At 64.8% G+C, this 13,352-nt stretch carries 9 protein-coding genes; 3 read left to right on the forward strand and 6 right to left on the reverse strand.

Annotated features, from left to right (window positions below; all coding sequences use genetic code 11):
* Nucleotides 1-777: 777 nt before the first annotated feature.
* On the reverse strand, nt 778-1,131 hold the full coding sequence (locus XI02_RS31280; RefSeq protein WP_172647490.1) for a DUF2200 domain-containing protein: 354 nt from the start codon (nt 1,129-1,131) through the stop codon (nt 778-780).
* 304 nt (nt 1,132-1,435) lie between these two features.
* Between XI02_RS31280 and XI02_RS31285 the strand changes: the two genes are divergently transcribed.
* Complete coding sequence (locus tag XI02_RS31285; protein WP_172647489.1) at nt 1,436-2,392, forward strand: MBL fold metallo-hydrolase; 957 nt, start codon at nt 1,436-1,438, stop codon at nt 2,390-2,392.
* A 689-nt stretch (nt 2,393-3,081) separates the two neighbouring features.
* Here the strand turns inward: XI02_RS31285 and XI02_RS31290 are convergent.
* From XI02_RS31290 to glp, 4 genes are all read right to left on the reverse strand, one after another.
* Complete coding sequence (locus XI02_RS31290) at nt 3,082-3,990, reverse strand: DapH/DapD/GlmU-related protein (protein WP_249778698.1); 909 nt, start codon at nt 3,988-3,990, stop codon at nt 3,082-3,084.
* 301 nt (nt 3,991-4,291) lie between these two features.
* A complete protein-coding gene (gene fdhF, locus XI02_RS31295) occupies nt 4,292-7,078 on the reverse strand; it encodes a formate dehydrogenase subunit alpha (RefSeq protein WP_016845333.1) in 2,787 nt (928 codons plus the stop codon).
* A gap of 37 nt (nt 7,079-7,115) precedes the next feature.
* A complete protein-coding gene (locus tag XI02_RS31300) occupies nt 7,116-8,828 on the reverse strand; it encodes an NAD(P)H-dependent oxidoreductase subunit E (RefSeq protein WP_172647488.1) in 1,713 nt (570 codons plus the stop codon).
* Between the two features lie 207 nt (nt 8,829-9,035).
* Nucleotides 9,036-10,289 carry a gephyrin-like molybdotransferase Glp gene (gene glp / locus XI02_RS31305; RefSeq protein ID WP_172647487.1) on the reverse strand — a complete coding sequence of 418 codons (1,254 nt, stop codon included), beginning with the start codon at nt 10,287-10,289 and terminating at the stop codon, nt 9,036-9,038.
* Between the two features lie 184 nt (nt 10,290-10,473).
* Here glp and XI02_RS31310 point away from each other — a divergent pair, with 184 nt between their 5' ends.
* Nucleotides 10,474-11,358, forward strand: coding sequence for a formate dehydrogenase accessory sulfurtransferase FdhD (locus tag XI02_RS31310; protein WP_172647486.1), 885 nt, complete (start codon nt 10,474-10,476; stop codon nt 11,356-11,358).
* Entirely contained in the window at nt 11,351-11,983 is a 633-nt protein-coding gene (gene mobA, locus XI02_RS31315) for a molybdenum cofactor guanylyltransferase MobA (protein ID WP_172647485.1), read from the forward strand. Before XI02_RS31310 ends, mobA begins: the two co-directional genes overlap by 8 nt.
* Before the next feature lie 255 nt (nt 11,984-12,238).
* Here mobA and XI02_RS31320 read toward each other — a convergent pair whose 3' ends face one another.
* Nucleotides 12,239-13,231, reverse strand: a complete 993-nt coding sequence (locus tag XI02_RS31320) for a LysR substrate-binding domain-containing protein (RefSeq protein ID WP_172647484.1) — start codon at nt 13,229-13,231, stop codon at nt 12,239-12,241.
* Nucleotides 13,232-13,352: the final 121 nt, after the last annotated feature.

Here is a 13,352-nt window from a genome sequence, read left to right on the forward strand (position 1 = left end):
GGCAATGGCGGGTTCGCCGGGCGCGAATGCTGCGCGTTTCTTGCCGGCTGTCGTCCCAGCGAAAGCAGGGGACCCATACGCCGCGACGGAAGTTGTGACGGGACCGTCGTTCCAACATCGCGCAACAAGCAGCATTTGGGGTTATGGGTCCGGCTTTCGCCGGGACGACGCGGAGTTTGTGGCGCCGCTTGTGAGTCACACATCCGCGTTCTCGCGACATGACTTGTCCGAGTCTTGCTCTTCGTTCCGCCCTCTCTTGAGCAGAGGGCGCAGGGAAAGCCGGGTGCCGATCGCACCCATGGGCCCCGAGCAATGGGTAGTAAGCTCGGGGGTAGGACCACAGGTGTAACCGGAAACAACCCGGCTTTCCCTGCGCGATGGGTTACGGCTTATACGTGCTCTCCCCGGCGAGACTGGGCTTTGTTGTCACCGTCTCCACAACGCGCATCGCGCAATGTGAAAAGACACCTGCCGTTAGGGCGTCAGGCCTGCACGATTTCGCCGTCCGCCTTGCGCGCTCTCGTCAGCACCACGCTCAGCGTCCACCGCATCTCGACCCACGTTCGTGACGACCGCGAAGCGCCCCTCGATCGGGTGAGACGGGGAATTCATACACTGGGTCACGCTTCGGATAAAGCGAAATATTTTTGCTGCGGGGACTTGCGCCGTCGGGCAAATCAGTGGCAGCGGCCCTCCCTCGGTCCTTTCGTCATTGCGGGCGACGCATTAGCGTCCAGTGTCGCCTCGCCGAACGGACGGAATCCGGTCGATCCGGCGTCATTCCTTGCGCAGGATCTTATCCATGGCCTTTCCACGCGCCAGCTCATCGATCAGTTTATCCAGGTAGCGAATTTCCCGCATGGTTGGCTCTTTGATTTCTTCCACCCTGACACCGCACACCATGCCCTTGATCAGGGCCCGCGCAGGATTCATTTCAGGCGCCCTTGCGAAAAACGTTTCGAAGTCGGTTTGTTTTTCCAACTGAGCTTTTAGCTCCTTTGGACCGTAGCCGGTCAACCAGCAGATCACCTGATCGACTTCCGCTTTGGTGCGTCCCTTCTTCTCCGCTTTCGCGACATAGAGCGGGTAAACGCTTGCGAAGCTCGTCGTATAGATCCGATGCTTGGCCATGAATTGCTCCGAACGTTCGAATTCCGGGGTCTCGACGAGGAAATATTAGTCCTGGGTTGAACCGGCTTCGCCAATCCGAAGTGTCGCATGTGGCTGGGGGCATGGCGATGGCCTGCTGCCTCCCGTTTCGTCCCCGGCGCTCGCCTGCGGCGGCGCGCATGCGTTGGCAGCAATCGCTCTACAGCGACGGCAACCGCTCTGGGGCAGCGCCACACCCGATCCGCTAGATCATCACCATGTCCAATCCACGGGCGGAAACACCCGCCGGGATCGACATCAGGATCGAACGCAGGAGTTTTCAACGATGAACCAGATGATCCGCAACACGCAGCAGGAGACAAGCATGAGCCTCGACAATGTCTCGCGCACCGGCCGACCGGGACCCAGCGAACTGGTGCCATCGCGCTACGCGCTGAAGATCGGCGAGATCGACGTGCTGGTCGTCAGCGACGGGGTGCTGCCGCTGCCAACCAAGATGCTGGCGCACAATGCCGAGCCGGCCGTCCGCGCAGCCTGGCTGGACGACATGTTCCTGCCGCCGGACGCGTTCGACTGGGCCCTGAACGTGGTCGTGGTGCGAAGCGGCGGGAAAACCATCCTCGTCGACGCCGGGCTGGGGTCGGACCCGGACCTGCACCTGCCGAAGGCCGGACAGACCGTCAAGCGACTGGAGGCGGCCGGCATCGACCTTGGGTCCGTGACCGACGTGGTGCTGACCCACATGCACATGGACCACGTGGGCGGGCTACTCGTCGAGGGTGTGAAGGAGCGGCTGCGTCCGGACCTGCGGATCCATGTGGCGGCTGCCGAGGTCAAGTTCTGGGAGGCGCCCGATTTCTCCCGCGTCTCGATGCCGCCGGGATTCCCGGACGCGCTTCGTGCGACCGCCAAGCGGTTCAGGAAAGAGTACCAGAGCCAGTTGCGGCTGTTCGACGAAGAGCACGAGGTGGCGCCCGGAGTGGTCGTCCGCCGCAGCGGTGGCCATACCCCCGGTCACAGCGTGGTTCGCCTGGCGTCCGGCGGCGACCGGCTGACATTCGCCGGTGACCTCGTGTTCGCGGTCGGCTTCGCGCACCCCGAATGGCACAACGGCTTCGAGCACGACCCCGAAGAGGCGGCCCGCGCCCGGATCAGTCTGTTGCGGGAACTGGCGGCGAACCGCGAGCTGCTGGTTGCCACGCATATGCCGTTCCCGTCCGTCGGACATGTCGCGGTCGAGGGTGACGCCTTCCGTTGGGTGCCGGTGTTCTGGGACTACTGAGACCCTGTCGAGTTAGAGCCGAACCGGGGCACGTACTCATATCGATCATGGGTGCGGGCTCCGGCTTCCGCTTGGCCCTTCTGAGCAAAGGTCGGCTACCGGCCACAAGCGGTCATTCAAGCCGGTCGAGCGCGAATTAGCTTGCCTTGCTTTGAGTCCTTTTGCACTCTCAGGCAAGGAGGCCGATGCATGAAGAAAATGACCGTCGCGTGCGCTCTCGGAGCGGCCCTCGTGCTGTGCAACCTCGGGACGTCTGGTGCTGAGGCCCGGGCGCGGAAGGCACAAGTCGTTCATGAACCAAGGAGGGTCATTATCCCGACGCCCGTGATAAGGCCAACTCCGTGGGATTATTATATTGTTCCACGATATCAATATCGCCCTGAAGACGACCGGGTCGATCCATACGCCCCGCCCCTGGTGTCGTCGTGGCGCCTCTATGAGGCGTGGCGGTGGCCATACTGGTGGTGAACGGCGATCGCGCCAAACAGATCGCATTCCGAGTGGTGATCGTCCCCTGACGGACGGGGACTAGTGTGCTGAATGCGAAGTTCGTGCGATTTCGCGGCAGCCACTTTCACGAACTTCGCATTCATAAAGCACACTAGAATCATAAGTTTGCTAGTGTCCTTATCGAATCCGAAGTTCGCTCCGAAGGTGCGGCAAATGATGCGAACTTCGGATTCGGGACACTAGCTGTGAAGTTGCGCGTTGAGGCCGTCCCAATTTGGCGTACGTCTGGTTGCCTCAAGAGCGCCGCTCTGGGAATTCCGACGAAAAAGCAGGCCCTTCTGGCCCGAGAGTTCCTTGGCTTTCAGCACTCGGCCATCTTCCAAAAGGATGCGCGCGCCTGCCGTGACATAACAGCCCGCTTCGACGATACAATCGTCACCCAATGAAATGCCGATACCGGCGTTGGCTCCGATCAGGCAGCGCTCGCCAACTGTAATCCTCTCTTTGCCTCCTCCGGACAGAGTGCCCATGATCGACGCTCCGCCACCAACGTCGCTGCCGCTTCCCACAACCACACCGGCGCTGATCCGGCCTTCGACCATGCAGGGACCGAGCGTACCCGCGTTGAAATTGCAAAAGCCTTCATGCATGACGGTTGTGCCCGGAGCCAGGTAGGCCCCGAGCCTTACGCGATCCGCATCTGCAATTCTCACCTCCGCAGGCGTCACATAATCGGTCATGCGCGGAAACTTATCCACGCCTGTCACTTCAAACGCGAGGCCACGCTTTCGTGCTTCCATTCGCGCGTCCGGTACACGAGAGCACTCACAGGGACCGAGTGTGGTCCAGGCAACGTTCGGTAACAGACCGAAAACACCCTCGAGGTTCAGGCAATTCGGCTGGACGAGCCGGTGGCTCAGCAGATGGAGTCGAAGATACGCGTCGTGCACGTCAGTCGGCGCAGATGCAAGGGAGCCAATTTCTGTACGGATTGGAACGATGTCGACATTGCGAATGTCGTCGTGTCGCGCGTATCCGTCTGCCGACTCTCCCAACGATCTGGTGACCTCGTCGCTCGCCAGCCGCACCGTTGCCGCCTTGTCGGCCTCCGCAACCAGGTGCAGCTGCAGAAACCAGGAATCCAGCACGCGACCGTCAGCGGCAATCGTCGCAAAATCCCTCGCCTCTCGCGCCCCTCAGCTCCATCGCCATTTGAATGTCTCACACTACGATCCTGCACGTCATGCATACGCGAGTTTTCATGGAAATGGCAACTTCCGGGCTCTCAAACACGTCCGCTTTGGGGCAAAGGGCGAGATGGGTCCACGCCGCGGCGACGCCCGCTGTCATGCTCTCGGCGGATGTCGATCGACGGTGCTTGCGGTGCCGTGTCGGGCGAGCGAGTAGCCGGGCCGGCCGGCTCGCCCTCCACGCTTCGTTCCGGGACCGCTATTCCGCCGCGGTCCGGATATCGATCTTCTCGGCACGGACCGCGCAGAACTTGAACTCCGGAATCTTGCCGAACGGATCGAGCGCCGGGTTGGTCAACAGGTTTGCCGCCGCCTCCGCGTAGCAGAACGGCATGAAGACCATGTTCTCAGGCACGTCGCGGTCGGCGCGCACCTTGACCTCGACCGCGCCGCGGCGCGTCTCGAGACGGATGAAGTCGCCGGGCGCGAGTCCCTTCTTGCGCATATCCTTCGGGGTCATGAACGCGACCGCTTCGGGCTCGATCTGGTCGAGCACCTGGGCGCGGCGCGTCATCGAGCCGGTGTGCCAATGTTCGAGCACGCGGCCGGTCGACAGCACCATCGGGTACTCGTCGTCGGGCAGCTCGTCCGGCGGGATCACCTTGGCCGGCACGATCTTGCCGCGGCCGCTCTCGGTCGGGAAGCCGGTCGTGAAAATGATCTCGTTGCCCGGCTTGTCGGGATCGTCGACCGGATAGGTCACCGCGCCCTCGCGCACCAGCCGCTCCCAGCTGATGTTCTTCAGCGACGGCATCAGCTCGGCCATCTCGGTGAAGACCTCGCCCGGCCCCGCATAGTTCCAGGGCAGTCCCATCCGCTTGCCGATCTCCTGGATGATCCAGAGGTCCTGCCGCGCATCGCCCGGCGGCTTGATCACCTCGCGCGCCAGCTGCACGCGGCGGTCGGTGTTGGTGAAGGAGCCGGACTTTTCGGCGAACGCCGAAGCCGGCAGGATGACGTCGGCGTGGAACGCGGTCTCGGTGACGAACAGATCCTGCACGACGAGATGATCGAGCTTGGCCAGCGCTTCGCGCGCGTGCTGCAGGTCGGGATCGGACATCGCCGGATTCTCGCCCTCGACATACATGCCGTGGATCTCGCCAGCGTGGATCGCGTTCATGATCTCGACGACGGTCAGCCCGCGCACCGGATCGAGCTCCTGCCCCCACAGCTTCTCGAAGGCGCCGCGCATGTCGTCGCGGCCAACCGGCTGGTAGTCCGGCAGGAACATCGGGATCAGGCCGGCGTCGGAGGCGCCCTGCACGTTGTTCTGCCCGCGCAGCGGATGCAGCCCGGTGCCGGGGCGGCCGACCTGGCCGGTGATCAGGGCCAGCGCGATCAGGCAGCGCGCGTTGTCGGTGCCGTGAACATGCTGGCTGATGCCCATGCCCCAGAAGATGATCGACGATTTGGCGCGGGCATAGGCGCGCGCGACCTCGCGCAGCGTCTCCGCCGGAATGCCGCAGATCTGGGACATGCGCTCCGGCGTGAACTCCTGGATCTTCGCCTTCAGCTCGTCATAGCCCTCGGTATAGCCGGCGATGTACTGCTCGTCGGTAAGGCCTTCGGTGATGATCGTGTGGATCATCGCATTCAGCATCGCGACGTCGCTGCCCGGTTTGAATTGCAGGTGCTTGGTGGCATGGCGCGACAGCGTCTGCCGGCGCGGGTCCATCACATAGAGCTTGGCGCCGCGCTTGGCGGCGTTCTTGATGTAGGTGGCGGCGACCGGATGGTTCACGGTCGGATTGGCGCCGATCACCCAGATCACCTCGGCGTCGGCCGCGGCCGCGAACGGCGCCGACACCGCGCCGGAGCTCAGTCCCTCGAACAGCGCCGCCACCGACGAGGCGTGACACAACCGCGTGCAGTGATCGACATTGTTGGAGCCGAAGCCGGTGCGCACCAGCTTCTGGAACAGATAGGCTTCCTCGTTCGAGCCCTTGGCCGAGCCGAAGCCGGCCAGCGCCTTGGCGCCCTTCTCGTCGCGGATCTTGCGCAAGCCCGCAGCGGCAAGGTCGAGCGCTTCTTCCCAGGATGCTTCGCGGAAATGGGTGTAGGGATTGGCCGGATCGACCTGGTCGTTGGCGTCCTTCTTGACGCCGGGCAGCCGCACCAGCGGCTTGGTCAGGCGATTGGGGTGATGGATGTAGTCGAAGCCGAAGCGGCCCTTGACGCAGAGCCGGTTGTGATTGGCGGGACCATCGCGGCCTTCCGCGTAGATCACCTTCTCGTCCTTGACCTGGTAGGTGACCTGGCAGCCGACGCCGCAATACGGACAGAGCGAATCCACCTTCTTGTCGGGATAGGTGACGCGGGTCTGCTTGTCGTCGAGCATGACCGCCGGCATCAGCGCGCCGGTCGGACAGGCCTGCACACACTCGCCGCAGGCGACGCAGGTCGATTCGCCCATCGGATCGTCGAAGTCGAACACGATCTTGGCGTCGTGGTTGCGGTAGGCCATGCCGATCACGTCGTTGACCTGCACCTCGCGGCACGCCCGCACGCAGAGGCCGCACTGGATGCAGGCGTCGAGATTGACGCGCATCGCCGGATGGCTGGTGTCGGCGTGCCAGCGCTCGGTCGCGGGAAAGCGGCTTTCGGTCACGCCGGTCTTCTCGGCCCAGTGCCAGAATTTCGAGTCCGGATCGTGCGAGGTCTCGCGCGCCGGCTGGTCCGCCACCAGCAGCTCCATCACCATCTTCTGCGCCGCGACGGCGCGCTGGCTGGCCGACTTCACCTTCATGCCGACCGTCGGCGTCCGCTTGCAGGACGCCGCCAGCACGCGCTCGCCTTCGATCTCGACCATGCAGGCGCGGCAGTTGCCGTCCGGCCTGTAGTCCGGCGCGGGCGAATAGCACAGATGCGGGATCTCGGTGCCCTGGCGCTTGGCGACCTGCCAGATCGTCTCGCCGGCCCGCGCCTCGACCTGCTGGCCGTCAAGCTCGAACTGAATCGTCAGGCCTAGGTTCTGATTGTTGCTCATTCAAATCCTCGTCGAAATTCGCCCTGCTCGGCCTCGCCTACTCGGCGGCTTGCTGCGGACGAAAGCCGTCCGGAAAATATTTGATCACTGAGGTCAGCGGATTGGAGGCCGCCTGACCGAGGCCACAGATCGACGCATCGCGCATCGCCTGGCTCAATTGGTCGAGCAGTTCCTTGTTCCAGACCGGCTGCTGCATCAACAGCGCCGCCTTCTCGGTTCCGGCGCGGCACGGCGTGCACTGCCCGCAGCTCTCGTCCTCGAAGAACTTCATCAGATTCAGCGCGGCGTCCCTGACGTCATCGGCCTGCGAGAGCACGACCACGGCGGCGGAGCCGATGAAGCAGCCATATTTCTCCAGGGTGCCGAAATCGAACGGGATGTCGTCCATCGACGCCGGCAGGATGCCGCCGGATGCACCGCCCGGCAGATAGGCCTGCAAGGTATGGCCGTCGGCCATGCCGCCGCAGAACTCGTCGATCAGCTCGCGCAGCGTGATGCCGGCCGGCGCAAGCTTGACGCCGGGATCCTTGACGCGTCCCGACACCGAGAAGCTGCGCAGGCCGTGGCGCTCGTTGCGGCCGTGGCTCTTCCACCAGTCGGCGCCCTTCTCGACGATGTCGCGCACCCACCACAATGTCTCGATGTTGTTGATCAGCGTCGGCAGGCCGAACAGCCCGACCTGGAACGGATATGGCGGCTTGTGCCGCGGCAGGCCGCGCTTGCCCTCGATCGATTCCAGCAGCGAGGATTCCTCGCCGCAGATATAGGCGCCGGCGCCGCGCCGCAGATGCAGCGTCGGACCACCCGGCGGAAGCTTTGCGATCTCGCGGGCGAGGATCTCGCGGCAGGCCGGGTACTCGTCGCGGATATAGATGTAGACTTCGGGCGCCTCGACCACGCGGGCGCCGATCAGCATGCCCTCGAGGAAGCGATGCGGATCGGTCTCGAGATAATAGCGGTCCTTGAACGTGCCGGGCTCGCCCTCGTCGCCGTTCACCGCCATCAATCGCGGACCGGGTTCGCCGAGCACCGCGCGCCACTTGCGGCCGGTCGGAAAACCGGCGCCGCCGAGGCCGCGCAGCGACGCATCGTCGAGCGCCTTCAGCAGGTCTTCGCGCGGCAGCTCGCCCGAGCGCAGGCGCGCCAGCAGCTGGTATCCGCCGCCCGCCACATAGGCGTCGTAGTCGACATATGGCGGAAGGTGCACATGGGTGTCGCCGTTCTTCGCCGCCGCCAGCACATTGGTGACGGTCGCATGATCGACGAAGTTGTGGCCGACCTCGGCAGCGGGCGCGGTGTCGCAGCGGCCGACGCACGGCGCCCGCACGACGCGGATGCCGGGGCCGGCGCGGTTCTGCAGATCCTTCAACAGCTGTTCGCCGCCGAGCATCGCGCAGGTCAGCGAATCGCAAACGCGCACGGTGAGCGGCGCGATGTCAGGCTCGCCTTCCTTCACGATGTCGAAATGCGCGTAGAAGGTGGCGGTCTCGAACACTTCGGCGAACGACAGCTTCATCTCGTCGGCGAGCGCGGCAAGATGCGCCGCCGATATCTGGTGGTATTTGTCCTGGATCCGATGCAGATACTCGATCAGCAGGTCGCGCCGCCTCGGACGATCGGCGAGCAGCGCCTCGATCTCATGGGCGGCCACAGGGTCGACCTGGCGTCCCTTGGGGGTGGCCTTTGCTCGCTTCCTGCCCTGTCCGGGGTGCTCGAACGCACGAACCTTGTGAACGTCGTCTCGACTCATGAAGCCTCGCCTTGGGGACCACGCTTTGCGCGAATTGCACTGCTTCGACGAACTCTATTCTCTGGTATGCCAGAGGCAAGCAGTTTTAGAACGCCTCTAGCAGCGTCGGGTTGCCGCGTAGGCCGTTGTTTATGTTTGCCTATCGGGCGATCTGATTTTGCTATCGCGCACCCGTCGCGCTGCGCGGTCTCGACCGCGTTTCAGCTCTCACAGCAGGTCGGCGTAGCCGAGAAAGCCGACGGCATCGCCAGGTTCAACCCGCATCACCGGCTCGCCGAGTTCGACCAGTCCATCGGTCTCGATCAGCGACGACAGCAGGCCGGCTCCTTCGCGGGGAAACTTGGTCGCCTCCAACGCACCGTCCGCCGTCCGTCGCAGCGAGACGCGGACATATTCGCGCCGCCCGCTCTTCTTCTTGTAGCTGAAGGCAGCCCGCACCGGCATCGGCAGCAAGGGGGACGGCACAGCCCCCGACAGCGCCAGCACGGTCGGCCGCACGACGTGGACGAAGGTGACGAAGCTCGCCACCGGATTGCCGGGCAGGCCGATCAGCGGGGTGCCGTCGATGATTCCCATCGCCACCGGGCGGCCGGGCTTGATCGCCATCCGCCACAGCACCAGCGAGCCCGCCTGTTCGATGCCGGCCCTGACGTGGTCCTCTTCGCCGGTCGAGACCCCGCCGGTGGTCAGGATCAGGTCGTAGCGCCGCGCGACCTGCTTGAGCGCCGCGGCGAGCTCGGCCCGCTCGTCGCGCAGGATGCCGAGATCGCCGACCTCGCAACCAAGCCGCCGCAACATCGCCATCAACATGAAGCGGTTGGAATCGAACAGTTGCGCTTCGGTGCGCGCGCTCCCGGGCGCGGCCAGTTCATCGCCGGTCGAGAACACCCCGACGCGAAGCCGCCGCACCACATCGAGCGTGGTGAGCCCGAAGGCCGCGGCGACCGCGATATCCTGCGGGCGCAGCCGCCGTCCCGACGCCAGCGCGACGTGGCCGCGTGCAATGTCCTCGCCGGCCGGACGCACATTGGCGCCGACCTTCAGGCCGGACGGCAGGATCACGTTTCCCGCATCGTCGATCCGCACGTCTTCCTGCATGAACACGGTGTCGGTGCCGTCGGGCATCGGCGCGCCGGTGAAGATCCGCACCGCCTGGCCCGCCTGCGCCGGCTGCGCCGACGCGCCCGCCTGCACCCGCCCGGCAACGCGGAATGCACGCTCGCCGCTCGCCGGCAGGTCCGCGCCAGATACCGCGTAGCCGTCGACGGCGGAATTCCTGAACGGCGGCAGCGCAAGCGGCGCGACAATATCGCCGGCCAGGATGCGTCCGTCCGCATCCACCAGGGCAACGGCTTCGGTCTCGCCGACGGGCTTGACCCGCGCGGCGATGATCGCGACGGCTTCGTCGACCGACATCATCGGTCCGCCGAACGCGAAGCAGTCGTCCGAAAGCTGCGCCATGATCTTCCTCAGTCCTCGGCCATCGACAAGATTTGTTCGACCCAGATCGCGAACTGCGCGTTATCCTCAAAGCCGGACCGATCGATGGCAGTTCCCGCGACGCGGCGGAGAGTCGCCAGTCAGTCTCCGAACGTGCTTATATCCCCAGCTCCGTTGCCATGTGAACCCTTTCGGACGTCCCGCAGTGACCGAGAAAACCACCGCTCCCATCATTGCTCCTGATCCGGACGATCCGCGCCTGACGGAGCGCGTGGCCGGCGTCGACCAGACCGGCGCGCCGACCGAGATCAAGGTGCCGGTCGAACGGCCGCTGACGCTGTACCTCAACGCGCAGGAGATCGTCACGATGATGACGATCAACGACTACCCCGAATACCTCGCGCTCGGCTACCTCTTGAACCAGAACATGCTCAAATACGACGACGTCGTCACCGAGGTCGAATATGACGACGATCTCGAGGTCGTCGTGGTGCGCACCGCGCACCACACCAATTTCGAAGCGAAGCTGAAGAAGCGCACGCAGACCTCGGGCTGCGCCCAGGGCACCGCGTTCGGCGACCTGCTCGAAGCCGTCGAGAAGGTCGCGCTGCCGAAGGCCGAACTGCGGACCTCGTGGCTCTACCGGATGACGCACACCATCAACACGATGCCGTCGCTCTATCTGGAAGCCGGCGCCATTCACGGCTGCGTGCTGTGCAAGGAGGCGACGCCGGTGTGCTACACCGAGGACGTCGGCCGGCACAACGCCGTCGACAAGATCGCGGGCTGGATCTATCGCCACAATGTCGATCCGGCCGACAAGATCCTCTACACCACAGGGCGGCTGACCTCGGAGATGGTGATCAAGACGGTGCGGATGGGGATCCCGATCCTGGTCTCGCGCTCCGGATTCACGGCATGGGGCGTCGATCTGGCGCGGCAGGTCGGCCTGACGCTGGTCGGGCGCGCCCGCGGCAAGCGCTTCATCGCGCTGTCCGGCCAGGAGCGGATCGTCTACGACCAGAACCTCGACTATGTCGAAGAGGAATCGATGCGTCACAAGCGCAAGGGCGAGACCGACAATGACTGATATTCCGGGGACTGCCGTCCCGGGCGTGCTGCTCGCCGGCGGCCTCGCGCGGCGGATGGGCGGCGGCGACAAGCCGATGCGCAAGATCGCGGGCCGCACCATCCTGCAGCGGGTGATCGACCGTCTCGCCCCGCAATGCAGTGGGCTGATCATCAACGCCAATGGCGATCCGGCGCGCTTCGCCGCGTTCGGCCTTCCGGTCGTGGCCGACGATGTCGCCGACTATCCCGGCCCCCTCGCCGGCATACTGGCCGCGCTCGACTGGGTTGCCGCCAACCGGCCGGATGCGCAATGGGTGCTCAGCGCCGCGGGCGATTGTCCGTTTCTGCCGCGTGATCTCGTCGCGCGCCTCGCGCAAGCACGCGCGGCCGAGAATGCCGAGCTCGCGGTCGCTTCATCCGGCGGGCAGACGCATCCCGTGATCGGCCTCTGGAGCGTGCGTTTGCGGAACGAGTTGCGCCAGGCGCTGGTCGTCGAGGACGTGCGCAAGATCGACCGCTGGACCGCGCGCTATCCGCTCGCAACGGTCGAGTGGCCGACCGAGCCGCTCGATCCGTTCTTCAACGCCAACACCGTCGAGGACATCGCGGAAGCCGACCGCCTCGCCGCGCTCGATGGCGGCTAGAGCATTTTCGGTTCTGATTGAATCGGAACCGAAGCTCTAGATTCTTGCTTTGACGCGTTTTCTTCACGCGAACCGGTGTCCACTTCGCTCGAAAACGCTCTAATGTCCGCCGCCCGCCGGATCGCGATTGATGCGCGGCGGCAACCTCGCTGCGGTGAACAGTTATCCGCTACATAAGCCGCGAAGGGTGAAGTGGGAGTCCCTCGCTGCATGAAGATTCCGCAGCAAGACAGTGAGGCCCGTGCAAGGTCAGGCTCAGCGCGCCTGCGCCACGCCTATCCGCGCTGTATTTCCCGCCTCCGCCGCGCGCAGATAGTCCAGCATCAGGCGGCTGGTTGCCGATAGATGCGCGGTGTCGCGGGTCACGATCTTCAGCTCGCGCCGTCCCCAATCGTCGCGCAGCGGGATCGCGCGAAGGCCCATGCCGGCGCCGACCACCTCGAAGGCGCGGTCGGGGATCAGCCCGAGCCCCATATTGGCCTGCACCATGCGGCAGACCGCATCAAAGCCGGGCACGTTGATGCGCAGCCGCATCGCCTTGCCGGCTTGCGTCGCCGCATATTGCGAGCGCAGATAGATCGAGCTCGCGGTGTGCAAGCCGATGTGGTCGAAATCGAGTGTCTCGGTGAATAGCAATGTCTCGCGGCCGGCCAGCCGATGGTCGGCGCGCATCACCACCACCAGGTTGTCGTAGCGATAATGGAAGGCCTCGAGCGCGCGGCTGTCGGCCTCGGCCGAGCAGATGCCGATCTCGGCTGCGCCCTCCTCGATGCCGCGCACCACCTGCCCGCTCGGCCGCTCCTGCAGATCGACACGGAGCAATTCATGCGCGGCGAAGAAGGCGGAGAGATCCTCGGGCAGGTATTGCACGATCGCCGAGAGATTGGCGAGCATGCGGACATGGCCGCGCACGCCTTGCGAATATTCCGACAGCTCGACCGCGATCTTCTCGACATTGAGCAGCGTCACCCGGGCGTGATGCAGCAGCGCCTCGCCGGCCGGCGTCAGCGCCATGCCCTTGGCGAGCCGCTTGAACAGCGTGACACCGAACGCCAGCTCGAAATCGTTCATCCGTTTCGACACCGCCGACGCCGCGATCCCCTCGCGCTGCGCGGCGCGGGTGAGGTTCTGCTCGTCGCAGACCGCGACGAACAGGCGAAGCGTTGTCAGGTCGACCCGGCGCGTCAGCGCGGTCTCCGCCGGCGTGGCGGCGCGCGAAAGGTCTGTCACGATGGAGGAGATCGGCATGGACGGCGTCCCCGGGAAAGGCCGCAGCGTAGCGCCGTGAAGGGCACGGAAGATTCCAAAGCAGTGCGGGATGGAGCGGATTGTTAGGAAATGATTCCAAGAATGATTGAGTTGAGCGGTT

It is taken from the genome of Bradyrhizobium sp. CCBAU 21365 (genome assembly GCF_015291305.1).
Lineage (GTDB): Bacteria > Pseudomonadota > Alphaproteobacteria > Rhizobiales > Xanthobacteraceae > Bradyrhizobium > Bradyrhizobium elkanii.